The sequence below is a fragment of the Methylomonas sp. LL1 genome (genome assembly GCF_015711015.1).
Taxonomy (GTDB): Bacteria; Pseudomonadota; Gammaproteobacteria; order Methylococcales; family Methylomonadaceae; genus Methylomonas.
This window is the reverse complement of sequence record NZ_CP064653.1, coordinates 2,415,019-2,441,336: the sequence shown is the minus strand read 5'-3', so window position 1 is coordinate 2,441,336 and position 26,318 is coordinate 2,415,019. Positions and strand designations below refer to the sequence as shown.

General features: G+C 55.9%; 24 protein-coding genes. 13 read left to right on the top strand and 11 right to left on the bottom strand.

Going from position 1 to position 26,318, the window contains the following annotated elements; genetic code table 11:
• The first annotated feature begins 11 nt into the window (after nucleotides 1-11).
• Together IVG45_RS11365 and IVG45_RS11360 are read left to right on the top strand one after the other, a co-directional pair.
• Entirely contained in the window at nucleotides 12-716 is a 705-nt protein-coding gene (locus IVG45_RS11365; protein ID WP_196433965.1) for a PepSY-associated TM helix domain-containing protein, read from the top strand.
• Nucleotides 717-719: 3 nt separating this feature from the next.
• Nucleotides 720-1,403, top strand: coding sequence for a Fe2+-dependent dioxygenase (locus IVG45_RS11360; protein WP_196433964.1), 684 nt, complete (start codon nucleotides 720-722; stop codon nucleotides 1,401-1,403).
• Nucleotides 1,404-1,448: 45 nt separating this feature from the next.
• On the opposite strand, the gene IVG45_RS11355 is transcribed toward IVG45_RS11360, so the two are convergent.
• Nucleotides 1,449-2,414, bottom strand: coding sequence for a PQQ-dependent catabolism-associated beta-propeller protein (locus IVG45_RS11355; RefSeq protein WP_196433963.1), 966 nt, complete (start codon nucleotides 2,412-2,414; stop codon nucleotides 1,449-1,451).
• A gap of 143 nt (nucleotides 2,415-2,557) precedes the next feature.
• On the opposite strand from IVG45_RS11355, the gene IVG45_RS11350 reads away from it, so the two are divergent.
• The 11 genes from IVG45_RS11350 to IVG45_RS11300 all read left to right on the top strand — a co-directional run bounded on the left by IVG45_RS11350 (nucleotide 2,558) and on the right by IVG45_RS11300 (nucleotide 16,459).
• Complete coding sequence (locus IVG45_RS11350) at nucleotides 2,558-3,202, top strand: response regulator (RefSeq protein WP_196433962.1); 645 nt, start codon at nucleotides 2,558-2,560, stop codon at nucleotides 3,200-3,202.
• A 411-nt stretch (nucleotides 3,203-3,613) separates the two neighbouring features.
• Nucleotides 3,614-4,375, top strand: a complete 762-nt coding sequence (locus tag IVG45_RS11345) for a hypothetical protein (protein WP_196433961.1) — start codon at nucleotides 3,614-3,616, stop codon at nucleotides 4,373-4,375.
• 204 nt (nucleotides 4,376-4,579) lie between these two features.
• The gene (locus IVG45_RS11340; RefSeq protein ID WP_196433960.1) at nucleotides 4,580-5,977 is read left to right on the top strand and encodes a hypothetical protein; all 1,398 of its coding nucleotides are present in this window, start codon (nucleotides 4,580-4,582) and stop codon (nucleotides 5,975-5,977) included.
• Entirely contained in the window at nucleotides 5,974-6,627 is a 654-nt protein-coding gene (locus IVG45_RS11335; protein WP_196433959.1) for a hypothetical protein, read from the top strand. Before IVG45_RS11340 ends, IVG45_RS11335 begins: the two co-directional genes overlap by 4 nt.
• Before the next feature lie 261 nt (nucleotides 6,628-6,888).
• Nucleotides 6,889-8,679, top strand: coding sequence for a GspE/PulE family protein (locus IVG45_RS11330; RefSeq protein WP_196433958.1), 1,791 nt, complete (start codon nucleotides 6,889-6,891; stop codon nucleotides 8,677-8,679).
• A gap of 120 nt (nucleotides 8,680-8,799) precedes the next feature.
• Entirely contained in the window at nucleotides 8,800-10,023 is a 1,224-nt protein-coding gene (locus IVG45_RS11325) for a type II secretion system F family protein (protein ID WP_196433957.1), read from the top strand.
• Between the two features lie 67 nt (nucleotides 10,024-10,090).
• Nucleotides 10,091-10,699, top strand: coding sequence for a hypothetical protein (locus tag IVG45_RS11320; RefSeq protein WP_196433956.1), 609 nt, complete (start codon nucleotides 10,091-10,093; stop codon nucleotides 10,697-10,699).
• A 51-nt stretch (nucleotides 10,700-10,750) separates the two neighbouring features.
• The gene (locus tag IVG45_RS11315; RefSeq protein ID WP_230874550.1) at nucleotides 10,751-13,198 is read left to right on the top strand and encodes a DUF3438 family protein; all 2,448 of its coding nucleotides are present in this window, start codon (nucleotides 10,751-10,753) and stop codon (nucleotides 13,196-13,198) included.
• Between the two features lie 146 nt (nucleotides 13,199-13,344).
• On the top strand, nucleotides 13,345-14,418 hold the full coding sequence (locus IVG45_RS11310) for a hypothetical protein (RefSeq protein ID WP_196433955.1): 1,074 nt from the start codon (nucleotides 13,345-13,347) through the stop codon (nucleotides 14,416-14,418).
• The gene (locus IVG45_RS11305; protein ID WP_196433954.1) at nucleotides 14,408-15,697 is read left to right on the top strand and encodes a prepilin-type N-terminal cleavage/methylation domain-containing protein; all 1,290 of its coding nucleotides are present in this window, start codon (nucleotides 14,408-14,410) and stop codon (nucleotides 15,695-15,697) included. Before IVG45_RS11310 ends, IVG45_RS11305 begins: the two co-directional genes overlap by 11 nt.
• Before the next feature lie 72 nt (nucleotides 15,698-15,769).
• Nucleotides 15,770-16,459 (top strand): type II secretion system GspH family protein, encoded by a 690-nt coding sequence (locus IVG45_RS11300; RefSeq protein WP_196433953.1) that lies wholly within the window; start codon nucleotides 15,770-15,772, stop codon nucleotides 16,457-16,459.
• A gap of 160 nt (nucleotides 16,460-16,619) precedes the next feature.
• On the opposite strand, the gene IVG45_RS11295 is transcribed toward IVG45_RS11300, so the two are convergent.
• The 10 genes from IVG45_RS11295 to zigA all read right to left on the bottom strand — a co-directional run bounded on the left by IVG45_RS11295 (nucleotide 16,620) and on the right by zigA (nucleotide 26,310).
• Nucleotides 16,620-17,585: a CobW family GTP-binding protein gene (locus IVG45_RS11295; RefSeq protein ID WP_196433952.1), complete on the bottom strand. Its 966-nt coding sequence runs from the start codon at nucleotides 17,583-17,585 to the stop codon at nucleotides 16,620-16,622.
• A 92-nt stretch (nucleotides 17,586-17,677) separates the two neighbouring features.
• On the bottom strand, nucleotides 17,678-18,673 hold the full coding sequence (locus tag IVG45_RS11290; RefSeq protein WP_196433951.1) for a CobW family GTP-binding protein: 996 nt from the start codon (nucleotides 18,671-18,673) through the stop codon (nucleotides 17,678-17,680).
• Between the two features lie 13 nt (nucleotides 18,674-18,686).
• Complete coding sequence (gene folE2 / locus IVG45_RS11285) at nucleotides 18,687-19,481, bottom strand: GTP cyclohydrolase FolE2 (RefSeq protein WP_196433950.1); 795 nt, start codon at nucleotides 19,479-19,481, stop codon at nucleotides 18,687-18,689.
• Nucleotides 19,478-19,891 carry a 6-carboxytetrahydropterin synthase QueD gene (gene queD / locus IVG45_RS11280; protein WP_196433949.1) on the bottom strand — a complete coding sequence of 138 codons (414 nt, stop codon included), beginning with the start codon at nucleotides 19,889-19,891 and terminating at the stop codon, nucleotides 19,478-19,480. The genes folE2 and queD overlap by 4 nt, the downstream gene beginning before the upstream one ends.
• Nucleotides 19,888-21,672, bottom strand: a complete 1,785-nt coding sequence (gene thrS, locus IVG45_RS11275; RefSeq protein ID WP_196433948.1) for a threonine--tRNA ligase — start codon at nucleotides 21,670-21,672, stop codon at nucleotides 19,888-19,890. The genes queD and thrS overlap by 4 nt, the downstream gene beginning before the upstream one ends.
• Before the next feature lie 15 nt (nucleotides 21,673-21,687).
• On the bottom strand, nucleotides 21,688-23,334 hold the full coding sequence (locus tag IVG45_RS11270; protein ID WP_196433947.1) for a formylmethanofuran dehydrogenase subunit A: 1,647 nt from the start codon (nucleotides 23,332-23,334) through the stop codon (nucleotides 21,688-21,690).
• A gap of 10 nt (nucleotides 23,335-23,344) precedes the next feature.
• The gene (locus IVG45_RS11265) at nucleotides 23,345-24,061 is read right to left on the bottom strand and encodes a DUF1826 domain-containing protein (RefSeq protein ID WP_196433946.1); all 717 of its coding nucleotides are present in this window, start codon (nucleotides 24,059-24,061) and stop codon (nucleotides 23,345-23,347) included.
• Nucleotides 24,062-24,072: 11 nt separating this feature from the next.
• Entirely contained in the window at nucleotides 24,073-24,858 is a 786-nt protein-coding gene (locus IVG45_RS11260) for a ZIP family metal transporter (RefSeq protein WP_196433945.1), read from the bottom strand.
• On the bottom strand, nucleotides 24,855-25,100 hold the full coding sequence (locus tag IVG45_RS11255; RefSeq protein ID WP_196433944.1) for a hypothetical protein: 246 nt from the start codon (nucleotides 25,098-25,100) through the stop codon (nucleotides 24,855-24,857). Before IVG45_RS11255 ends, IVG45_RS11260 begins: the two co-directional genes overlap by 4 nt.
• Nucleotides 25,093-26,310 (bottom strand): zinc metallochaperone GTPase ZigA, encoded by a 1,218-nt coding sequence (zigA, locus tag IVG45_RS11250; protein ID WP_196433943.1) that lies wholly within the window; start codon nucleotides 26,308-26,310, stop codon nucleotides 25,093-25,095. Before zigA ends, IVG45_RS11255 begins: the two co-directional genes overlap by 8 nt.
• Nucleotides 26,311-26,318: the final 8 nt, after the last annotated feature.

Here is a 26,318-nt window from a genome sequence, read left to right as displayed (position 1 = left end):
ATTAACGGATCATGAATACCTCCATCCATGCCATACAGCCAGCCAAGCGCCCGCCAAAAACCAACGGGGGCTATCTTTTTTTACCCAAGTCGCTTGCGCGCGGCACTTTTTTGAAGTGGTTGCGCCGCACCCACGCCTGGTTCGGATTGTGGGGCGCGGCGCTGGGTTTGCTATTTGGTTTTTCCGGCATTCTGCTGAATCATCGCGAGGTAATGAAAATCCCGATCGGCAAGATGGAGCAAAAACAAATCCAGCTGGCGCTGCCGGAGCCGCGTCCGGCCGATCCCAAAGCCATGGCCGCTTGGCTGGGCGCATCGCTGGGCATCAATACCGCTAATGCCAAAATCCGTAGCGAACCGGCTAAAACCGTGATCTGGAACAATCAGCCGATCCAGCAACCGGCGTCCTGGCAAATCAACCTGCGCAATCCGCAACGGATGCTGTCCGCCGAATATTGGGAAGGCAATGCCTTCGTCAGTGTCAAGCAAGGCGAGGGTAACCTGTTGTCGATGTTGACCAATCTGCATAAAGGCAGCGGCATGGGTGTCGGTTGGATTTTGCTGGCGGATAGCTTGGCCGGCGGCTTGATGTTTTTGAGTCTGACCGGCATCCTGCTATGGACCCGTCTGCACGGTAAGCGCTTGGCGGCGGCCGGGTTAGGCTTGAGTTCCTTGAGTCTGAGCGTGTTCCTTGCCTTACAAGCCATCGCGGGGTGAACCATGCTGATAGAAATCCCTCAAGTACTCTCCGCGGAGGCGCTACAACAATGCCAACAACTGCTGGCCGACGCGCCGTGGACCGATGGCCGCATCACCGCCGGCAGCCAGTCGGCCCAGGTCAAAAACAATCTGCAGTTGCCGGAAAATACCCCGCAAAGCCGGCAACTTCGGGCCATCGTTATGGAGGCCTTGAACCGGAACGCGCTGTTTCTGTCGGCGGCCTTGCCGAAGCGGATTTTTCCGCCGTTGTTCAACCGCTACGAAGGCGAGCACAATACCTTCGGCAACCACATCGATAATGCCATCCGTTATTGTTCGGAGACCGGCCAACGGCTGCGTACCGATTTGTCGGCGACGATTTTTCTGGCCGATCCAGACAGTTACGACGGCGGCGAATTGGTGATCGAAGACACCTATGGCCAACACGCGGTCAAACTGGCGGCCGGCGACATGGTGCTCTATCCCGGTTCCAGTTTGCATCGGGTGGAAGCCGTCACTCGCGGGGCCAGGATGGCATCGTTTTTCTGGATGGAAAGCATGGTGCGCGAAACCGAACGCCGCCGGCTGCTGTTCGAAATGGACATGGCTATCCTGGAACTACGCACCACCCAAGGCGACAGCCCGGCCAGCGTCAATCTGACCGGCTGTTACCACAATCTGTTGCGGATGTGGGCGGATGCGTGACGGCGACCTTCGAATGAAAAAACATGGGGTATTTCCGATCAAGTCCTACGGCTTGACCGCCACGCCCCACGGATAACGCCCAACCGCCACCGACTTGGTGACTTGCTGTTTTTGCAGATCGATGATGGAAATGTCGTTACTGACGCCGTTGGTGGTATATAAGCGGCTTTGATCGGGTGAAAAGGCCAGATTCCAGACCCGTTGGCCGACCAGAAAATACATTTCCACCTCGAATGTTTGGGCATTGATCATCGCCACCCGATTGGCGGGGCCCAACGCGACATAAGCCTTTTGTCCGGCTTGGTCGATCACCACGCCGACCGGCTGGATCGCTTCCTGACTGACGCCGGCAATTTCGAATTTGATGTTTTTGATAATTTGACGGCTTTCCGTATCCAGTACCGTGACGCTGCCGGCCATTTCGGACGTCACCCACAGCCGCCGGCTGTCCGAGCTGAAACCGAGCGCGCGCGGACGTGGATCGACCAAGGTGTTATCGACCACCGTTAAGGTTTTACGGTCAATCCAGTGCAGCATGTTGGTGGCTTCCGTGGCGCTGACCAGCCATTGGCCGTCGGGGCTGACGGTAATTCCCTCCGGTTCGACGCCGACCGCGACTGTCTTGATGGCTTTGCCCTGATTCAAATCGATAGCCGTTACCATGCTGTCGTCCTCGTTCGACACATACAACGCCTCGCCGGCGGGACTGAGCGCGAAGGTTTCCGGATCTTGGCCGGACGGCAGCTTGCCGATGACTTTAAGACTTTCCGCGTCGACCACTTGAATGCTGTCGTCGTCGCTGGTGGCGACATACAGCTTTTTGGCGTCGGGACTGATCGCTATCCCGCGCGGACGTTGACCGACCGCTACGGTTTTCAACAATTTTCCGGCCAGCGGATCGACCACGGCCAGCGCATTATCTTTTTCCAGCGTGATAAACAAGGTTTCCGCTTGCGCCAAGTTGCTTAGCAGCAAGAGTCCGCCGATTGAGATTCGGCCAATTCGATTCATGGAACTTCCCTAGGATTAAAGAGCGGCAAACATAGCAGCTGCGGCTGATCCTTAATTTTTCATTGGAGAAAAAAGAATTTTTCCCGCCATGATCGGGGAAGCGGCTGGCCGATAATACGCCAATTTTTTCAGCTATCGATGCCATGAGTCATAACATTAAAATTCTACTGGTCGACGACCATGCCGTGGTGCGCGCCGGGTTTCGCATGTTGCTGTCGGTGACGGGGCATGTCGAAGTGATAGGCGAGGCCGAGCGCGGCGAACAGGCCATCAAGCTGTTTCAGGAATTGAAACCCGATGTCGTGGTGATGGATTTATCCATGCCTGGTATTGGCGGTCTGGAAACCATCCGCCGTGTCGTCATGCGCGATGCGGACGCCCGCGTTCTGGTGTTCAGCGTTTATCAGGAACAGGTGTACGTACGGCGCGCATTGGATGCCGGCGCGCGGGGCTACATCACCAAAAACACCGCGCCGGACATTCTGTTGCCGGCGATAGAGGCCATCATGCAAGGGCAGCATTATATCGAACAGGGGTTGCTGGGGCAGGACGAGGCGCTATCGGTGTATACCGATCACCAGGCCGCCATCAATGCATTTTCGCCGCGCGAGTTCGATGTGTTCAGACTGCTGGCCAAGGGCCTGACGATTCCTAAAATTTCCGATCATTTATGTCTGGGCCAGAAAACCGTCGCCAACTACGCCACCCAAATCAAGAAAAAACTGCGGGTAGACACTACCACCGAACTGGCGCATATCGCGGTTAATTTGGGGCTTTTGGCGAAATGATGGCCCGATAAGGGCGGCCAACCGGTAAGTTGTTTGTTACCGAATCCTGAGTTGATCCTACAGCGCGAATGCGGCAACTGATAAATCGTGAGTTAAGGCTGACGGCTACCGCGGCCGATTAGTGCAAGAAAATCAGCTGTTTCCATCAATTCCCGAAATCAGCGGGAACGGCGGGTAAAAAAATTCGGGATTTCTTCCTAACGACATGTGAGACATCGCTCACATAAAATGTGCGCCTTCAATACAGGGCGGGTTTCCCCGCCACGGATGTGACGATCCGTGTATGTGTTGAAAAAATGCGAATCCTTACAACCACTTTAACGAGGAAACCCCGTGAAAAATTATAACTCAAAGATTGCGTTCAAACAGCGCGGTATGACGTTGATCGAATTGACCGTCGTGCTGCTGGTTTTGATCGGCCTGGCCGGTCTGTTGTTGCCCTATGTCGGCGGCTTCACCGAAAAAACCCAAAACAGCAGCAGCGCCGATTCATTGGCCGAAGTCAGCAAAGCCATCCACCGTTTCGATGCGCAATACATGGCTTTTCCCGATGGTTTTGATAGTTTGGTTGACAACAGTGCCACCGGTAACTTGATTAGCGATTGGTTGCCAGACAGCACGGCTGCTACCGATAATTTAGAAGTTTGCACCATTAGCGCTGATCAGTTGACCAACTTGCAAGCAGCTGAAATCGACAGTCTGTTCCCAATGGTTGAAGCGACTGCTACTAACGTACCGGGGAACGACTTTAATGCTACTTTCGATGGCGTTGTGACCGGTAGTACTGGCACTAATGGTGCAACTCCGATTGTAGGTGGAACCACCAAAGTTGCTTGTATCAAACACGCGCAATTGCAAACTTTATTGATCGACAAGCTGGGCGTGGAAGTTGACGCCGACGATTTGTCTGCGACCGCGACCGACCACGATAACGAGTTCTACGTCATGGGCGTAGGTCAAAAATCGCAAATGAGCGGCAAAACCATCAGCGAAGCACCGGTTTATTTCAGCACTGCAAATCCAAGCGCTAAATACTCACGTTTCTTGGCCATTTTTAGAGTTTCAAAAACGGCAGGTACTCGTGCGCAATTTATTGCCGCGTTAGCTCCCGACCTTAAAACCCAAGCCGATTTCCAGCAAGCGCATTTCGCTAGCATTCAAGATGGTGATTAATTCAAGGAAATCGCTGTTGGTTAACGAGCGCTTGGCTTAGAACCACCCAGGATGCTCCACGCCAAGGATGGCGGCCCCAAGGATGGGGCTTTTTACGTTCGGCGAAGCGCCGGAAAAATCCATGGTAGGAGGGGCTTTAGCCGCGATTAAAGATTTTGGTCGCGGCTAAAGCCTCTCCAGCAGGGCGCTCGAAATTTTTTTGATTTGAGGAAGCATAAGCTGAAACTGCTCCAGTTCAATCCGCGCCCGGCGCACACGCTGCTGTTCATCACCGAGATCAAAACCTTCCGGGTCGATGCCGACCGGCATGGGATTTTGCGCGGGCCGCTACAGGTGATCGAGCAGGGCTGCAAATCCAGCGGCCAGCTGGGCAAGGCCTTCGGCAAAATCGCCGATAACACGCCGCGCCTGGGGCGCAAGGTCTGGTTGTTGTTTTTGCGTCTGCCGGCCTTGCTGCTCAGCTTGCCGACCCTGCAGGTCAAGGGCATGGATGATGCCACGCTGACTCAGGCCCTGCAATTCGAAGCCGAGGGTCTGACCGGGGTGTCTTCGCTGGAGAGCCGGGTGGCGTTTCGGTTTTTACGGGCTGAAAACGACATGTCGGACTACTGGCTGGTGCAAATCGAGCAACTGGCTTGGGACGATTTGTTAAATGCTGTTAAACGGCGCAACTGCAAACTGGCCGGCCTGCTGCATCCCGGCGGATTACCGTTGGCCTTGCATAAACCGGAGGCCGAGGAGTGGCTGCGGATCGAAGCCTGGTCGTCGCAATTGGTGGCCTTGCAGCGTAACGAAGAGCGCTTGGCCGCACTGGTATTGGGTTTCGATAATCCGCATTGGCAAGCCGAGCTGGAACACTGGTTGCACGAGCATGGCGAGGTGGAGGCCAGCGAAACCTTGCTGAACAACCGGGTGGAATTTTTACCGCCGACCCGGAGCCAGTTTGTACTAAGCGAGACCGGCCAATTGGAACAGTGGTTGGCGCTGTGGGCGCAAGTGTTGATCGCCGGCCAGGCGGCGGAAGCGGCGCTGCTGCAACCGCTCGCCAATATCGATCCGGAACTGGCCTGGATGGCCGGCACCGGCCTGGGCGCGATATTGCTGTGCGGGCTGCATGCCGGCTGGTTCGTCTATCACCAGGCTTATTTCGAACGCGAAACCGCCAGGCTGACACAAGTGGATAAGGCCATGGCCGATTTGCGCGGACAAATCACGGCCAGCACGGATCAGCGCGACCGGCTGGAGGCCAAGCTGAAAAAAGCCGCCGCCGATGCCGAGCTGATCCCGAATACGGTCAAGACCCTGCAGCAACGCCCGGCTTTGTTGTTAAAGGCCCTGGCGGATGGCCGGCATCCACGGTTGATCGTGGAAACGATGGATAGCCAGCTGAACGATGTCACGGTGGGTGGGGTGAGTTTGCAGCAGCATTTGAGCAACCAGTTAGCCGCTTATCTGCAAGAGCGCTTGGTGGGGAGCAATTGGCGAGTCGGCGCGGCCACCAAGGAAAACATGGCCCTATTCGACGGCGAGCCGGGGCCTTGGTCGTTCAAGTTGGTAGTGAGCGATCAGGGCATTGCCGGCTTTGGCGAGGTTAAAAAATGATCGCCAAGGAATTCAATCAAGCGATCAGCGACGACAAATTACGCGAGCGCTGGCTGAAGCGTTTTCTGCCGGCACTGGTGATTACGGTGATTTATTTCGTGTTTGTCAGCAATACCCTGGTTGCAAAATCGGACCAGGCCGAACAGGCCTACAAGGCTATCAAATTAAAGGGGGTGGACGAGGATGCGCTTCCGGGGCTGAACCGGAAGAAGCAGAAATTGCAGGATGAACTGCTGGGCTTGAAACGCCGCGATCAGGAGGTTCAGGCCGGCTTGACGGCGAAAGCCGGCTTTTTATATGGCCAGACCGACCTCAACGACAGCATCGACAAACTGGCGCAACTGCTGCAGCGCCACCGCTTGCAAATCATCGATGACCGCGATCTCGGCGACAAAAAAGTCGCCGAGCTGCCGCGCTCGTTCGCCGACCTGAAAAACTGGTTGAGCGAGATGTTGAAGAAAACCGATACCGTGCATACGCATCGATTCAATTTCATCGGCCATTATGCCGATGTTTATGAAATGCTGGATGAATTGGGGCAGGGCCGGATCAAGGCGTTGCCGGTGTTTCTGAGCATGAAAAATGTCGATAACAACAACGAGGCCCAATATATCGGTATGAAAGCCTGGACCCTGGATTTATGGATTTAGACGATTTATGGCAATAAATGTACCCAATCCAAGCCACTTTTCATTACCTGAGACAAGTAATTTAACGTTGACTGAGCCAAGTGATTTGACGTTGACTGAGCGGAGTCGAAGTCAACCGTTCGCTTCGGCTACTTTGGCTTCGCTCAGCACAAGTCCGCTCGGCGAACGCCATATTTGGCATCGACAATGGGTACAAACGTTCTCAAAAATCGCCTTAACACCAGAGTCGCTCTTGCCCCGGATTTACTTTTACGACCAAGCATGAATGTATTACCGGTAAACCAGAAAATCGAGGATCAGCGCAACGGCGAGCGTCGGCTCGTATCCGGCTGGCGGGCCACCGTGTTCGGTGGCGACAGCATGGTGTTGACTCAGCTCGAGGTGGAAGACAGCTCTTCCGGCGGCGCCGGCTTGTTGGCGAATGGCGCTGTTCAAAGGCTGGATAAGGATCTGATCCTGACCATCAGTATCGAGTCACGACAGCAACGCTTTACCCGCAAGGCGCGGGTCCGCTGGATAAGCCAACAAGCCGGCGAGACCCGCTTCGGCGTCGAATATATCGATCACGTCGGTTTCGTTCCCGATAGCCATAGCTTGAATTTGGACGAGGTGCGGGTTTGTCCGGCCTGCATCGCCAAGCTGCCCGGCAATATCGCGATGCGGCAGAAGGCCTTGCCGTTTCTGATGGAAAACGATGTGATGCATGTGGCTTGCGCCGCGCCGATGAATCACGCCTCGGTCAAGCTGCTGGAGCGCTTCATCAAGGCCAAGTTGCGTTTCTGGCAAACCGACGAAGCGCAGCTGGAGCGCAGGCTCAAGCAGGTCTATGCCAATCAGCCCGGCGGCATGCGGGCTTTGCCCAGCGCGGTGGCGGGCGACGGCAACCGGCATGGCGCCGTCAATCTGGGCGACGATTTGCTGTACGCCGCTTATATGCGCCAGGCGTCCGATATACATATCGACCCTAATTACGAAGGCGCGCTGATCCGCTTTCGCACCGACGGCATGCTTGAAACCTATAACAGTATCAACACCCATGTCTATACCGAGCTGGTCAGCCGCTTGAAGGTGATGGCCGGGCTGGACATCGCCGAAAAACGCTCGCCGCAGGACGGCCGCTTTTCGCATCAATTCGAGAGTGGCGGGCGGCGCACCGATGTCAGGGTGGCGACGTTGCCGACCAAGTACGGCGAACGTCTGACCATGCGTTTGTTGGCGGTGCGGACCGATTCGCTGACGCTGGATCGGTTGGGTTTCGAGCCCGAGCAAAAGCACAGGATAGAGCGCTTTTTGCTGCGCACCCAGGGCATGATGATCATGACCGGGCCGACCGGCAGCGGCAAGACCACCACGCTTTATGCGGCGATCCGAATGCTGCTGGCCGAGCGTAGCGTCAACGTCATCACCATCGAGGATCCGATCGAATATGAAATCGCCGGCGTGGCGCAGTGCGAAGTCGACGACGGCAACCGCCTGAATTTCGCCAAGGCCTTGCGCAGCATCCTGCGCCACGACCCGGACGTGGTGATGATAGGCGAGATTCGCGACAGGGAAACCGCCGACATCGCCATCAAGGCGGCTCTGACCGGACACATGGTGTTGGGCACCTTGCATACCAATTCGGCGGCGGCGACCGTGACCCGCTTGTTGGACATGGGCGTGGAACCGTATCTGGTGGCCGCGGCCCTGCGGCTGGCGGTGGCGCAACGCTTGTTGCGCCGGTTGTGCAGGCACTGCCGCATCCCTAGACCGATGACCGAATTGGAAGCCATTAGTATCGGCCGTCCGGATTTAGGCCATAAGACCATTCACGACCCGTGCGGCTGCATTTACTGCGGTGGCAAGGGTTTTTCCGGCCGTATCGGGTTGTATGAAATGCTGGAACTGAACGAGGAGTGGGCGCGCGGCATCACCCAGGGCGAGGGTGAAATTCATTTGGTGAAGAGCATGCGCGAAGCCGGCGTCAAAAGCCTGATTGACGATGCGGTGGACAAGCTGCTGAGCGGGGAAACCGCGCTGTCGGAAGTGATTCAGATTGCATCGTCATGGTAAGCGCTATGTCCGTGGGTTGTGCTGATTGGTCAAACCGTGGTGGGAGGGGCTTCAGCCCCGATCGAAGGCTTACAGCGGGGCTGAAGCCCCTCCAAGAGTCGTATAAGCCAGTAGTCAGTCATGCCGATTTTTAGCTACAGCGCCCGCGACCGTAGCGGGCAACAACGCAACGACACGATTGAAAGCCCTTCGCGCGAAGCGGCGATTGCCGCTTTGCGCGCCCAGGGTTTGCTGCCGTTGAACATCGTCGAGCTGAAAGCCAAGTCCGACGAGGACGGTTTCGCGGTCAGCCTGAATCCACTGGATTACCTGTCCATCAACAGCGAGGACCTCGAACATGAATTTCACCAGCTGGCGGTGATGCTGCGTAGCGGTATCAGCCTGTTGGATGCGTTGAACCTGACAGCGCGCCACTCCCGGATCGGCGCGCGAAAAACCTGGCGCCGGCTGGCGCGGCGGATTCAGCAAGGTTCGTCGTTTCACGAGGCATTGGCCGAGCACAAGATATTCAGCGAGTTCACCATACAACTGGTTCGAGTCGGCGAGCAGACCGGTTATTTGAGCACTGTGATCGATCAGGCCGCGATCGAAATCAAGGCCAGCCGCAAATTGAAGCAAACCATTTTGACGGCATTGCGTTATCCGGCTTTTACCTTGTTGATGGCGGTGGGCATCGTGGTATTCATGCTGACCAGTCTGGTGCCTGAAATCAAAAAACTGTTGAAGATGATGGGAAAAAAAATGCCGCCGATCACCCAGGCCTTGATCGATACCTCCGATTGGCTGTTGGCTAACGGGCCGTTACTGGCCACCGGTTGCCTCGCGGTTTTGGCGGGGGTTGTGTTGCTGTACCACTGGCCCAAAAGCCGTTGGTGGCTGGACCGGGCCGCGTTACGCATGCCGGTTTTCGGCTACGTGTTCAGGTTGTCCGGCACGGTGCTGTTTTCCAGGGCCATGGGTTTACTGTTGCGTAGCGGGGTGATGATCGTCGATGCGCTGGAAACCATGGAAAAACTGCACGTCAACAAGTATTTGGGGAGCCGGGTGGCGCTGGCCAGGGAACGGGTGTTGCAAGGTTCCTCGCTGACCGAGCCGCTGGAAGCCGGATTCGGCTACATGCCGTTGATGTTGCAAATGGTGCGGGTGGGCGAAAGCTCGGGCACCCTGGATGAAATTTTGCTGGAAATGACCGAGTATCACGACCAACTGCTGCAAAGACGTATCGAGGCCCTGACCGGCATGATCGCGCCGGTCATGACCATAGTCGTCGGCGGCGTGGTCGGATTCGTCTATGCGGCGTTTCTGGTGGCGATGTTCTCGGCCGCCGGGGGCAGCCCGAAATGATTGGGACGCTGGATTGCGCGACGCCATGGCAAGGGGCGGTTTTGCTGGCTTTCGAGACTAGGCGCCTATGAAGGACTTGATTGAGGTTGATAGTCCAATGGGCAAAAGAGCCGCTCCCAAATGGCAAGCTACCGGGTTATTGTTGGCATTGTTGGCCGCGGCCGCGCCCTGCGCCGGGCAACAACCCTCCGCTAACGTCGGCCTCGGCATCCCGCAAACGCCAATGCTGACAGCGGACAACATCAACCTGCAGACCGAAATTTTGCCCGATCCCGCTATTGCCGCCGATAACGCCAGGCAGGTCTTGAGTCGGCCGGATGCCTCTGTTCAATCCGTCAACCCCATCCCGCTTGCGGCGGGCGGAGTCCGTATCAGCGATCCGACCCAGATGACCGGTAGCTTCAGCCAGGCGCTGAACCGCATCAGCGGCAAACCGGGGCAGGGCGGCCCGATACAGGCCTTGCCCGACATTCAATTGGCGGCTAAGTCCATCCGCCATCAGGGTAGCAAGACGGCGATGATCACGGTTGCCGGCAAGACTCACATGGTCAAACCCGGCGGCAAGTTTACCGTAATGGCCAACAACACGATTTACGAAATCCAAGTCAACAAGATCGAGAAGGATCATGTGGCGGTAACCGTAATGCCGATGGGTAGGCAGATGATATTGGAGTAGGGCAGGCTAACACCCGAAACAACCACGATGACAAGCAAACACCACGGCTAAATGAACAAACCCGCCTTGAAAAACTATTTATTGACGACGCTGATGGCTAGCGCCTTGCTGGCGTGCGTTTCAACCCTGGCCGCGCCAGCTCCCAAGCCGCGTGCCGACTTCGTGATCGAACAGATAGAGTTCCGCGAAGTCACGGTCGGCGATGCGCTGAAAGTGTTGTCCGACCAATCCGATCTCAACATCATTGCCTCCAAGGAGGCGGCATCGATTCCGGTCACCATGTTTCTGCGGCGGGTGACGGCGATGGAAGTGCTGGATGCGATTTCGAAAACCTACAACCTCTGGTATCAGCGCGACCCCGAATCCAACATCGTGCGCATCTATACGGTCAAGGAATACCGGCTGGAGCAGGTCGAGTTCAAGAAGGAAGAAACCGAAATTTTCACGCTGAAAAACGCCAAAAACGCCTTGGATCTGGCCGAGACCATACAGAATCTATTTTCCGGCCGGGTGCTGCTGAGTTATGGCAACAATCAGAACGAAATCATGACCGATCTGTCGCAACGCTTTCAACGCTTTAACATGATAGACGGCCGTTCGACATTGTCGGGCAGGGGCGGCGGAGGTAGCGGGCAAGGTGGTAGCCGTGGTGACTCCAACGGCGGTAGCTTTGGCGGACGAAGCGGATTCGGCAATTCTTCCAACAACATCAACGCGGGGCGCGGAGGCATACTGGGTAATCGGGTCGGCATCAACGCCAGCGGTCAATCCGGTTTGAGCAACCGCGAAATCGAGATGGACGAGCAATTGCGTGCCAGCACGCAGATGCTGCGTAAACTGGTGGACGACAAAAACGCCGCCGACGGCCTCATGGCTGGTGATGCCGACGACAGCAGCGGCATGGTCGGCACGGCGATTCGGCATCAGGCGCCGATTTTCGTCGGCGTGATCAAGCATCAGAACCGGGTATTGGTGCGCAGCCGCGACCAGGATGCCATGGACGAAATTCGCCGTCTGTACAAGCAATTGGACACCGAAAGTTCGATGCTGCTGATGGAAGTCAAGGTGTTGTCGATAGACTTGTCCGACGGCTACAACTCGCTGTTCGATTTCAAGATTAAATCGGGCGACTTCAACGCATCCACATTGAACGCCACCAAATCCATAGGCGCAACTGAATTGTTGGATAGCGGCATCAGAGCCGCAGCCACGGTGTTTGATCCTGCACTGCTGGCCACCGTGGTCAGCGACAACTTCGAGGCTCGCCTGCAATTGGCGGAAAAAGAGGGACGGGTCACTGAACTGGCGACACCGATGCTGTTGACCACCAATCAGGAAGTCAGCCGGGTGTTCGTCGGCGAAGAGCGCCCCATCATCAGCGGCTATTCCGCCTCGGCCACCACTGCTACCACCGGCACGGTGGCCGGCACCGTGGTCTCCACGCCGATCCTGGTGCCGGAAACCGATGTGCGCGCCATAGGCACGACCTTGCTGCTGACGCCCAACATCAATGCCGACCGCACCGTCGGCGTCCAGATTCTGGTCGAACAATCGACCTTGTCGGCCGGCAAGGGCACGATTCCGGTGCAGATCGGCGATACCTTGCAGGACGCCAATATCGACTTGGTGCAGGAACGGACCTTTAGCGGCACCATCGTTGCGAAGGATGCCACGGCGGTGGCGGTCGGCGGTTTGATCGAGGAAGCGGCCGGCAACAACGAGAAAAAAGTGCCAATACTCGGTGACATTCCCGGCCTGGGCTTTTTCTTCAGGGAAGATGCGCAATCGCGCTCGCGCAAGGAATTGGTGATCATCATCAAGCCGCATATCATGGAGACGCCGGCCGAAGCGGAACCGGTCAGTCAAGCGATGTTACGGGAAAACAGCGTGCACCCCAATGCGCGGGACGCCGGCAGTCTGGGGATTTATTCCAATCCGGATCAACGCCACAAGGGTTATGTGTTGGAACAGCCCTACAAGGAATACGACAAACAAGATGTATTCGATAAATACCGGGGACGGGGGGATTCCAGCCGCTTTTCCAACAAAACGCCCGCGCAGCCGCCGGTTTCGCAGCAGAACAGCGCGCCGCCAGGCGTCCCGGAAAGCATTCCTGCCAACCAGCAGGTTTATATCGATTTGACCCGTTACGCGTCTGAAGCAGTGCGCGTGTCCGGCCTGGAACGCAAGGTCGAACCGAAAATATCTCCGGCGCCGATTAAACAGTTCGATCCAGTTGATCTCAGCTACGATGCAAGGCTTTCGGCATTGCCGATCGCAAGTTGGCGCCAAGGCGGCGTATATGTCTCCGCCATAGAATTGCACAACGTTTCGCCGGATAAAGTCACCGTCGATTACCGCCATCTGAAAGGCCGCTGGCTGGCGTCGACAATAGAGACAGAAGTTCTGGACGGCAGGGACGGCGAAAATAGCGTCACTTATCTGTATCTGATTTCGTCGCAGCCTTTCGAGGAAATCATGGCGCAGGCCAAACGATGAACAATCCGGAGTTTTGCGGCATGTCGCGGCCAAGACACTTGGAATTCGGTAACCGGACTATACGGTGTGCGGCGGGTGTTTTAGCAGCGAGCGGGTTGGTTTTGCTCTGTCCTGTAACGGTAATGGCGGGTAACAGCATGCAGGGAATGAAAATGTATGTTTTCCCCGAGCAAAATAACGATGCGGAGCTGATGGTGACAACCACCGCGAGCGGCGGCACCGCCAAAAATCTGAAAATGGTGGTGTTCGATGGCGGTGCGGCGTCGATTCAAGCCGATTCGGCGGGGCAATCTCGCAGGCTCGGCGATTCGGCAAACGGGCAGATGCCGGCACGGGAGAAATATCCGGAAAGCGATGCCCACGAGTCCGAAATAGAAGTTAAATCATATGTCGAAGCTGGCTATCGCCATGACGAGCTGAAATGGAACAAGGCCGCGCCGGGCGGTACGCCGAACGTGCTGTCGGAACTACAATGGAACGATGTGGAAAGTGCAGTCATCACGGCAGGAACAGATATCAGCTTTTCCGACAATTGGTACATAGAGGGCAAAGTCAGCTACGGCCAGCCAACCGACGGTAATAACCAGGATTCGGATTACTTTTTCAACGATCGCCAGGGCGAATTTTCGCGTTCCAACAACAATTCAGATGACGGGCATTTGGTCGATCTGTCGGCATCGCTCGGTTACAACTTCAATGTGGGACGGGGCAAAACCTTCCCTCATGGATGGATTACTCCCAAGGCGGGATTTTCTTTTCACAATCAGAAATTCGGCATCAGCGATGGCTACCAAACCATCCCGGCTTTCGGCAGTTTCAACGGCCTGGATAGTAGTTACGAAACCAATTGGCTGGGGCCTTTCCTGGGCTTGACCACCCGGTTTGCCACGGGCGAACGTTTTTCACTCGATGCCAATGTTGAATATCACTGGACATATTACGAAGGCACCGGACACTGGAATCTGCGCGACGATTTGCAGCAGCCCATTAGTTTCAAGCATACCGCCGATGGCGAAGGCATCGTCGCTAGCGCGATTGCCCGTTACCGCCTGACGCCCGATTGGGTGCTCCGCCTATCCGCCGAATACCAAAACTGGCTAGCTAACGACAACGGCACCGACAGAATGTTTTTCAGCGACGGCAGTAGCGCCGAGATGCCATTGAACGAAGCCAAGTGGCAGTCTTACGGCTTGAATCTGGGGGTGGAATATGTGTTTTAACCGCCATAGAAAACGGGTGGGAGGGGCTTTAGCCGCGACCAGATGGTTTTCAGTCGCGGCTAAAGCCCCCCCCACAAGGACAACAGCCGGTTGCGGCGGCACGGCCATCAACGCGCGGAGCTTTCCGACACCGGTATTCTGCCAAGGCTTCTCCCTGGTCGAACTGACCGTGGTGCTGCTATTGATCACGCTGATCGCCAGCGTTGCGGTGCGGGAAACCAGCGAATTGGGTTTTCAGGTGAGATATGAGCAAACCAAGGAAAGGCTGGAAATGATCAAGCAAGCCATCCTCGGCAACCCCAGGCAAATCGTCAACGGCCAACAGGCGATTAGCGGCTTTGTCGCGGATATGGGGAGGTTGCCGAATAGTCTGCGGGAATTGCTGCAACGCTCCGGCGATTGTAGCGACGATGCCGGCGACGTAAGTCAAGCGGCTTGTTTGGGTTTACCGACTCCCGGCAGCTGGACCGCCAGCGCCTGGAATAACGATCCGGTTTCGCAACTCGACGACGATACTGGAATGCATTACGGCTGGAACGGACCTTATTTGTCCGTCGCCAATAATCCGGCGGACGACGACGCGTTTTCGGATGGCTGGGGTTCAGCCTCCAACGACGGCAATTACGGCTGGCGTTTCGAATCGGGGCTGAATCAAGACAAACTGGGCAACGCGAATCCCGCCGACGATCAGAGCGATCCCGATGGTTTTGTCCGGCTGGTTGTGCAGAGTTTGGGGCGAGACCAAATCGCCAATGCTTTGCCGACCAACGATTACATCGACGATTACCCGCCCAACCGGTTCGCGGACGACAACACGCCTCCCGATTATTTCCCAACGCCGTTGATCGATAAAAGCGATTGGTTGGTCGACATTCGCTCGGGAATTAGTGTCATTTTCAAAAAAACGCTTGGTGCCTCTGGTCCCTCGCCGGAAAAAATTTGCATGAAGATTTTTTACCGGACATCCAATTCGACTATAGGCGTGTTAGTCAGCGACGAGGATTTAAGTAATGACGCCAGCGCGATAAGTTTTGATGCAAAAACCATTACCGCCGACGGCAGTTTCCAAACCATCAGGTTTAACGACTTCAGAGATTCGCAGAGTTCGGCCGGAGCCGTACCGAAGGCTTTCGTCCCCATCGGGTCGCTTGCCATAGGCATTTATCAATTCGACGCTACATCCTGCAAAACCAGCACTAGTTATTACCCGGCCGACCGGAAAGCTCCAATCCAGGTCGATTTTCATCCCCATGCCACCTTGCCGGTCATTAATTGGTAAGCCGTATTGCGCTTGGCCTTTTCATTCGCCGCTAAAAGTCCCCGCATACACAGCTTCCGACGAGGTAATGGGATGATGGATAACAAAATCAGACAGCAAGGTTTGACCTTGCTGGAATTGGCCGTGGTGCTGTTGATTATGATCGCGCTCGGCGGTTTGGCGCTGCCTTATGTGGCCGGCACCGGACAGATGGCCGCGTGCCAAGCCACCGACGCCACAATGCTGGCGGTCAAGGAAGCGATCGTGGGCGGCGGCGGGCCTGGTTATTACGACGACCTTCTAGGCCAGATGCCGCGCAATCAACCGGCGAGCACCGACTACAATTTGCGCTACTTGTTCGAAAAGCCGGCTGGCTGGGGCGTTTACAAACCATCCACCGCTATCGGCTGGCGTGGCCCCTATTTGCAAGGCGGCGAATCGGCGCCCGGTGGACTCGACGCGAGTTTTATCGACGTCTTCGATGCGAGCGGCAACCCCGCCGGCAAAGTGCATGCCGCCATCACAAGCACTGCCGGCTTCCAAGTCCCGGATGCCTGGCATCGCCCCATCGTGTTGCAGATTCCGTACTACGATCCGGACGGAACCGGCACCGAATACTCGGCCGGCTATTATCCGGATCAGGCCCGTTTGGTTTCCGCCGGCCCCAACGGTATCATCACCACGCCAATCGACGACGGTGATGCCGATCCGCGCGGCGATGACCGGGTGCTGTTGTTGAAAATTCCTGATCCTGGAGGCAACACCCCCTGCGACAAGATGTAGGAGTGGGCCGGAAATGACTGCCGGTGAAGAAGGGCTGAGACGAGAAACTACCGGTCGCGGCTAAAGCCCCTCCTACCAGAAGTTGTTGCCGCCGATTGCTTATTGCTACCGGCATCTTCAGATGCGTGATTATCCCGGTAATAATCCGATAGCCCGATCATCAATGCAGCCGGAGGGCATTTTTTCCTAACATTGATCCCAGTGTATCGGTCAACTCGTGGGCTAATGATTCGATGCCGGAGCTGGCGATGAAAACCAATCTGCTTCGCCCGTCATCCGCGATGCGGGACGGTAGCGGCGCTGGTGGGTAGAGATGGCCGGCGGCGGCATGGATGGCTATAGGCAGAGCTTGATCGGTTGGGTATACCACGCCCTTGATCCGAACCAGCTCGGCCGCATGCCGAGCCAGCAAGTCTTGCAGAATGCCTTGCAGCTCAGGCCAGGGTGGGGTTTGATCAAGATAGAGCGATAAGCTGTGAAAACCGTGTGCCGGCAATCCGGCGCCATCCGGTAACTGGCGGAATTTGGGCGCCGCGATGTCCGATAGCATGCCGATTTCGGTCGACCGCAGTCTAGGCGTGGCCGGGGCGATGGCTTGTAGCAGCGCGTTGACTTGGGCGGTTTGCTCGGCATTCGCCAAATCGGCATGCGTCAACAGCAATACGTCCGCCCAGCTTACCTGGGCGCGTGCTTCGGCGAAGTTATTCAGTTGAGCGGCGGCGGCCGGAATCGCCAGCGTGGCGATCACCTGCCGCAGCCGGTAACGCGCCGACAGCCAACGCTCGCGCAACAAGGTATCCAGTATCGGTTCGGGGCTGGCGACTCCGCTGGTTTCGATGATGATGCGTTCGAACGGCTTTACCGCCGCGCTATTCCAGGTCATCCACAGATTCTTCAAGGTTGGCGCCAATGCGCCCTTGATCTGGCAGCACAGACAGCCGCCGGCCAGCATGGTCAGCGGTATGTCCTGAGCTTGCAGCAAATCCTGATCGATTGGCGTAGCGCCGAACTCGTTGATCACCACCGCCGTTTTCACCCCGTCCGCCAAAAAAAGGTTCAGCAACGTGGTCTTGCCGCTGCCGAGAAAGCCGGTGATGATGGTGACGGGGATTTTGGCTAATTCCATAAAGTTGCAAACAGGGTTTCGGAGCACACTTGCTGATCTCTGAAACAGTTTACCAAGGCTTGGATAGTTTTGCTTTTAGAGGCTACACAACATTAAGCCGCGACCTGGCAAGAATTCAGCGCCTCCAGCATATCCTGTTTGGGCAAATTGCGGCCGATGAATACCAGGTTGGATACCTTGCTTTCGCCCGCTTGCCAGGGGTTGCCGAAGGTTTCCGTCAGCAGCATATGTACACCCTGGTAGATCACTTTCTTGTCGCAGCCGGCGATGTTCAAAATGCCTTTATAGCGCAATAGGTCGTTACCATAATCGCGGACCATAATGTCTAAAAAGGCCAGTATGCGTGCCGCGTCGAGTTCCCGCTCGGTACGGAACACGAACGAACCTATGTCGTCTTCGTGTTCATGGCTGACGTCGTCCAGAAAATCCGGTTCGATTTTCAAAATGTCGTCGAGATTGAAACCGTCGATGTCGAGAATATCGTGCAACTCGGTTTCGCCGAAATGCACCCGTTTGATCGGTGCTCTGGGGTTCATCGCCCGCAGTCGGCTTTCCAGGTCGGCAACGATTTCCGCTTCAACCAGATCGGTTTTGGATAGCAGAATGCGGTCGGCAAAGCCGACTTGTTCCTGCGCCTCGTGATGCTGTTCCAACTGCCGGTGGCCATGGGCCGCATCGACCACGGTGACAATGGCATCCAGTTTGTAGTTTTCGGAAATGTCCTGCTCGATGAAAAAAGTCTGCGCCACCGGCGCCGGATCGGCCAGGCCGGTGGTTTCGATGACGACCCGTTCGAAGTCAATGTGGCCATTTTCGCGCCGTTCGGACAATTCTCCAAGGATACGCACCAGATCGCCCCGTACCGAACAGCAAATGCAACCATTATTCATCGTTACGATTTGCTCGTCGGCCTGCACTAGCAGTTCGTTGTCGATGCCGGTTTCACCGAATTCGTTCTCGATCACGGCAATGCGTTGGCCGTGATGTTCGGTCAGAATGCGGTTCAGTAACGTGGTTTTACCTGCACCGAGAAAGCCGGTCAGTATCGTAACGGGTACCGGGTAATTGAGTTTTAAATCGGTTTGCATGGATTCTCCGTGGTTAGGGTTGCGGCTTGCGGCGCTCGATTAGCGCATAAGCCGAGTGGTTATGTATCGAGTCGAAGTTCTCCGATTCCACGCAATAGGCGGCAATACGAGACTCAGCCTCCAGTCGAGCCGCGACATCGCGGACCATGTCTTCGACGAACTTAGGGTGATCGTAGGCATATTCAGTTACATATTTTTCATCAGGGCGTTTCAGCAGGCCGTAGATCGGCGATGAGGCTTCAGACTCCACCAGCGTGATCAGTTCTTCAATCCAGATAAATTCACTGGCCGACACGGTGATCGTCACATGCGACCGCTGATTATGGGCGCCGCGCTCGGAAATCTCCTTGGAACACGGGCACAGGCTGGTGACCGGCGCCACGATTTTGACTTTGATCCGGCAGCCGGTACTGTCGATTTCGCCGATGAAGCTGACCTGATAATCCAGCAAACTGCGCACGCCGCTGACCGGCGCGGCTTTCTCGACGAAGTACGGAAAGCGCATTTCGATATAACCGGATTCGGCTTCCAGCCGCTGCAGCATTTCTTGCAACATGGCCGGGAACGAAGCGATGCTGATCTCCCTGTCATGGCTATTTAATATCTCGACGAAGCGCGACATGTGAGTGCCCTTGAAGGCATGCGGCAGATTCACGTACATATCAAAGCGGGCCACGGTATGTTGTTCGCCACAGCTCTTGTCCTTAATCCGCACCGGATGCAGGATGTCCTTAATGCCGACTTTGTCGATGGCAATGCGGCGGCTGTCGGCGCGGTCTTGGATGTCTTCGATTTTACAGGAGTTCATGCGGCGACCTCGCTGTAACGGACGCAGGCATTGTCGGTTTCCCATAGCGTGACGGCAGCGACGTTGACATGTGCGCTATTCAGGGTGATCGATAATTGGCGGTAAAACCAGGCAGCTAGGTTTTCGGCGCTGGGGTTGATGCGGTCGAAGGGTTCGATGTCGTTCAAAAACTGGTGATCCAGGCTATCCGCCAGTTGCCGGGTCGCAGCCTTGATGGCTTTGAAATCGATGGCGATACCGATATCATCAAGCACCCTGGCTTCTACCTCGGTTTCGACTTTCCAGTTATGCCCATGCAGACGGCGGCAATCGCCGGGATAATCGCGCAAGGCATGCGCGGAGCAAAATTGGGCGTTTACTTTTAGAGTATAAAGGCCGTAAGTCGTCGGCGTTTGTTCAGAGAGGGTCATGGGTTTTCAACTTGTCCTGTTCTATCAGTGGATAGGCATGAAGGGAAACGGTTTTGCTCGGCCAGTTCGGTCACGGCTTGCGCTAGCGGCAAGTTTTGTTGATGCCCGCCGTGCAGCCAGCGCAGTGTGACTTGGCCGTCTTGCATTTCCCGCTGACCGACCACGATCAACAGCGGCACTTTGGCCAAACTGTGTTCGCGCACCTTGTAGCCGATTTTTTCGTTGCGTAAATCACTTTCCACCGTCAATCCGACGCTGTGAAATTGCTCGGCAACCTCCAGCGCATAGGCTTCGGTTTGTTCGCTGATGGGCGCGACCACGACTTGCAGCGGAGCCAGCCAGAACGGCAGCCAACCGGCATAATGCTCCAGCAAGATGCCGGTAAAACGCTCCAGAGAACCGAACAAGGCCCGATGCAACATCACCGGGGTTTGCTTGTTACCATCTGCGTCGATATAGCTGGCTCCCAAGCGACCTGGCAAATTTAAATCGACTTGCAGCGTGCCGCATTGCCAGTCGCGCCCCACCGCATCGCGTAGCACGAATTCCAGCTTCGGCCCGTAAAACGCCCCTTCGCCGGGATTATGCGTATACGGCAGACCACTGGTTTGCATGGCTTGAATCAAGGCCTGTTCAGCCTGATCCCAAACCGTATCGCTACCGACCCGTTGTGGTGGACGATCGGAAAATTTGATGCGGATGTCATGAAAACCGAAGTCGCGATAGATGCTTAAAATTAGTTCGCAGATGTTCAGGCTTTCTTGAGTAATCTGCTGCTCGCTGCAAAAGATATGCGCATCGTCCTGGGTGAAGGAACGCACCCGCATCAGACCGTGCAAGGCACCGGACGGCTCGTATCGATGCACCTTGCCGAACTCCGCCAAGCGCAACGGTAATTGCCGATAGCTACGCAAACCCTGTTTGAAAACCTGCACACCGCCTGGGCAGTTCATCGGCTTCAGCGCAAACACCCGCTCATCCGGGGTTTGGGTGGTAAACATGTGTTCGCCGAATTTTTCCCAGTGGCCGGAGGCTTCCCACATAGCAATATCCATGACATCCGGCGTGTTGATTTCCTGGTAGCCCGCCGCCGTCTGCCGTTGGCGCAAATAGCCGATCAAACGCTGAAACAAACGCCAGCCTTTGGTATGCCAAAATACCGAGCCAGGCGCCTGTTCCTGGAAATGAAATAAGTCCATCTCTTTGCCCAAACGGCGATGGTCGCGTAATTCCGCTTCCTGCAATTGTTTGAGATAGCTATCCAGTTCGGTTTGTGTCGGCCATACCGTGCCGTAGATACGCTGCAGCATGGGCTGTTTGTGATCGCCTTGCCAGTAGGCACCGGTCAATTTGAGCAGCTTGAAGGCTAGTCCTATTTGCCCGGTATCCGCACCGTGCGGGCCACGGCACAGGTCGGTAAATTGCCCCTGGCGGTAGATTGAAATCGGTTCATGCTCGGGAATACGGGCGATCAGTTCCGTTTTGAAAGGTTCGTTGCTCAGACTGAAAAAGACCATGGCCTGGTCCCGGCTCCATTGTTCGCGGGTGATACTGTCGGCACGCTCGACGATGTCGCGCATGCGTTGTTCGATGAGGGGCAAGGCATCGGTTGACACCGGTTCGGCAAAGGCAAAATCGTAATAAAAGCCGTTTTCGATGGCCGGACCAATCGCCACTTGCGTGTCTGGATAGAGTTCCTTGACGGCTTGGGCCAAAAGATGCGCGGTATCGTGGCGTAAGGTTTCGAGATTATCTTCGGTTTTGACTACTAAGGCATTCATGGCTAACAGGTTGAGTTAATGGCTTGCGACGCTGCGGAAGCGTTGGTTATCGTCGAGGTTAAAGGCGACATCGTCGATTTTGAAGTTGTTTAATTTCAGGCTGTAAAAGCGGTCGAAGTGGTTTTGAATATCGCGTTCGATGTGCCGGTCGAAATCAGGTTGAACGGTTTGAGCATGTCCGGCGGGCCGGGCAATGACTTCGCCGTCTTTGACTACCAAGCGACCGTTTTTGAACAACAAAGCGGCATCGGCGAACATGGCGCGATAATCGGCTTGCGGTTTATATACAGCTATATCGCCGATGGCACCCGGCGCAAGCTGGCCTCGGTCGTGCAAGCCTAGCAAGCGCGCAGCGGCGGAACGGGTCATGGTGGCAATTTCACTCAAGCTAAATTCTCGAGTCAGATTCGGCAACAAGGTCAAGGCCAAAGCCTCTTGATTCAAATGAGCCATATACGCTTGCCGGTAATCGGCGTCCATCAACAGCCGGATTAATTCCGGATAGGCCGTAAACGGCGCACCGTTGGGGTGGTCGGTGGTGAAAAACAGTTGTTCCGGGGCTTCGGCTAGCAAAAACAGCTCCAAACCAATCGCCCATTGCAAGGTGTTGACGAAGCTGGCCTCGCGGTAGCGATAAGGCACCACGCCGCCGGAACCTTCGCATTCGGCATCCCACATCACCCACTTGTTGGGGCTGGCATCAGCGTGGCGACTGTATTGAGCGATGACATCGCCGGAAATGGTCACAGTTTGGCCAAACAGTACTTGGCCGACATCCATGGTGATGTTGGGGTGGCGGTTGAAGGCTTCTAGTAGCTGTGCTGCCGCCGAGGAAAATCCTTTCGCGCCTTCGTTGCCGTAGGCGTAAAACTGGACGTGGGCCAAATGCATCGGCAGCCCTTGCGCGGCTTCCATGGTAGCGATGATGGTGTCGACGTTGCCGGGAATGCCTAAGTTGTTGCAATGCACATGCACCGGGTGCGGCACGCCGAGCTGGCAGGCGGCAGTTTGCAAGGTTTGCAGAATCTGCCTGGAGCTGACGCCGTAGTCGGGCACGATATCGTCCAGATCGAATTGACGAACGTTGCTTTTAAAGGCATTGGCGCCGCCGGCATTGATGACCTTCAGGCCCAGTGAGCGAGTGGCATTCAAGGTCCAGGCGACGTAATCGTTGATTTGGCTTTGACTGGCCTTGTCACGCATCAATCTCAGAAGCAAGTCATCATTACCCAGTATCGCCAGTGCGGCCGTGTCCAGGATCGGAATGTCAGCCATTTGCAGATGAACGTCCAACGCATTGACCGGCAACATGGCCGGTTCCACCACGGTGGTGTAACCCATCCGCGCGTAGCGGTAGCCAATATCGGTCGTCGACCACTTTGCGGTGCTAAACGGCTGGTTTAAGCGCCTAGCCATATGGTTGCGGTGTTGTTCCGGCAACAGCAAGCGGGCGGTGTTGACGTTGCCACCGGCGATATGGCTGTGAATATCCACGGCGCCGGCCATGACAATTTGGCCCGCCAGGTCGTACACTACGTCAAACTTGGCATCCCGGCCGGGATCGTTTGTCATCAGGCCGTCGCGGATAAACAGGTCGCGCTGTTCGTCATGCAGGTTCTGCGCGGGATCGAAAATTCGCCCGCCACTCAACTTGATCAGCAAATCCGTGTCCTTACAGCATGTCCAGGGTCAACAACAAGCGGCGCGGTTGCACGGCGGTTGGCTGCGGCGAGCGGTGCACCAGACCATGGCCTTCATTGCCTTCCCAGTTCTCACCTTTCATTAAGCCCACCGCATAAGCGGGCATTTGCCGAATGGCGGTGGGGTCGGCGATCAAACCGGATTCGGCATCGGGTTGGCCACAGCCGCCCATGCCCAGTTTGCGGCGATTAAGTGCATATTCCGGCAACCATTCGGTACCGATGCCGCCGTAACTACAGATCATTCGCGCCGGCACCCGGTCGACGTGGAATCGTGGGCACATGGCTTTGTCCAGCGTGCGCAGCCGCAAACCGGCTTCACGGCGCTCGAACAATTCGCAGAAGGCAGTGATCAGCATCTCTATATCCTCCAGCCAGTCTTGATAACCGTTCAGCTGTGCGGCTTGTGGCCACAGCTTGCCGAAGTCGAAATGAAGCGGGTCGACCGGCTGGCTAATCTCAACACTGCCGGCATCGTGCAATGCCTGGTAGACGAACTGCTCGATGGCGGCCGGTAACGGGCGTTCAATCAGGCACAAATTGACGTCGTCGTCATAAATGCGCGACAAATCGGCGAAGTGATTGGAAATGACGGTCTTGGTTGCCGAATGGTTGAATAGCGGACGGAATGGACCGGCCAATAGTGGTGATGCACTGTCAGGTTGACGAAACGGAACGCGAGCGAACATTGAAAAACTCCTTAGGTAGCCAATAAGGCTTGTTCGAAAATAACGATGAATTGCATGAAGACTACGCCCGTGGCAAAAGCCGCGCTTTGACCGCCGAGATGAACCAAACTGGAGCGTTCATGCAGTACGGGGATCAGGTCGGAGGCGGCGATGTAGATGAAGCCGCCGGCGGCAATCGGCAGCAGCACGATCAACGACGATTCGGCAACCTGACTGAGCAGCAAGGTAAAAGTCGCGCCCGGCAAGACCGTCAACGAACAGTAAAAGTTGTAGAGCACGGCTTGGCGCGGCGCAAAGCCGCCGCGCAACAGAGCGCCAACATCGCTTAACTCTTGTGGAATCTCGTGGGTAATTATGGCCAGCGTGGTGGTTAGCCCCATGGCCGGGTCGGCCAGAAAGCTACCGGCGATTAGAATACCGTCGACAAAGTTGTGCATGGCATCGCCGATTAGATTCATTTTCGCCAAGGGCAAAATGCGATCAGCCGTTGGACGGCAATCAACGTTGTGATCGTGCCGCCAGCGCACGCCTTTTTCCAGCACGAAAAAACCAAACATGCCGATCAATACCGTCAGGCATACCTTGCTGACAGCGCCGTGGCGCTGAATGGCATCGGGAATCAAATGAATAAAGGCATCGCCCAGCAGCACACCCACCGCGAGAGCGACCAGATTGGGTACTAGCCATTTTAAAGTCTCGGGTTTCAGCCAAAGCGCAATCGCACTCGACAGTGAGCACAAACTGACGGCGAGACAGGCGGCAATAGTGCCGGCTACGGTCGTTAAGGCAATAGTCATGTTCGATTCGGCCCCAAGGTTTTGATTGAGCGGTATTCGTGGTGCGAGCTATAGATGAAAGCCGCGATTTTGCTGGGCAGTAAGTGGGTGGCGAAGTGCGCCAGCATGAAACCCTGCACGGCTAGAAATACGGTGGACAAGGCGCGCTTGTGGACCTTGTCGTCCAACAGCGGCAAGACGATGGCCAGCATCGCCAGCAACTCGATGCCGATGATGTGTAAGTACGTATCGATGCTAGCCATCGGCAAAACATTGCGGAAAATCATCCTGGTAGTTGCGCCAGGTGTCCGGTCCGGTCGCCAATTCGGCATCGGTCAGAAGACATGCGTCGAGTTCGCGGCGGACTTTGGCCGCATCGACATTCTGGCCGATGAACACTAACTCCTGGCGGCAATCGCCGAAAGGTTCCTCCCATTGTGATTCGATGTCGTCCAGATATTCCGCCGGCCATTGTTCCTTGGGGACCGAAGCCCACCATCGTCCTGCCAAGCCCTGATGCATGACGCCGCCGGCCTGCGACCAGGTGCCGGCATGCTCGGGGCGGGACGCGAGCCAGAAAAAGCCCTTGGAACGCAGCAAGGTGCCGTTGTCCCATTCGCCAAAGTGCAGATGCTCGTAGAATCGTTGCGGATGAAACGGCCGCCTGGCACTGTAAACAAAGCTGCTGATGCCGTATTCTTCCGTCTCCGGCGTATGCTCGCCGCGCAATTCCTTCAGCCAGCCGGGGGCCTGCTCGGCTTTGTCGAAATCGAACAGGCCAGTGTTCAACACTTTATTCAAATCGACTTGGCCCAACACCATAGTCACGATCTCCGCCTCGGGGTTGAGGCTGTGCAGGACGGCTTTTAGGTTGATGATTTCGTCGCTGCTGATCAGATCGATCTTGGAAATCAGGATCACGTTGGCGAATTCGATTTGATCGACCAACAGGTCAGCGACGTTGCGTTCGTCGTCCTCGCCCAAGGATTCCCCGCTTTCCTTCAAACTTAAGGCTTCCATATAATTGCGCATGAAATTGACCGCATCGACCACGGTGACCAGGGTATCGAGACGGGCGATGTCGGACAGGCTGACGCCCTGTTCGTCGCGGAAGGTAAAGGTTTCGGCAACCGGCAAGGGTTCGGCGATGCCGGTGGATTCGATCACCAAGTAATCAAAACGGCCTTCCTTGGCCAGGTTGCCGACCTCGATCAGCAAGTCCTCGCGTAAGGTGCAGCAAATGCACCCGTTGCTCATTTCGACCAGTTTTTCCTGGCCTCGATTCAGTTGCACCTCGTTCTTGACCAGTGCGGCGTCGATGTTGACCTCGCTCATGTCGTTGACGATCACCGCTACTCGCCTATGCTCGCGGTTATTGAGGATATGATTCAGCAAGGTGGTCTTGCCGGCGCCGAGGAATCCGGATAACACGGTGACCGGTAAGCGTGTTTGCGGGATGTCGTAACTATGCATAATGTTAT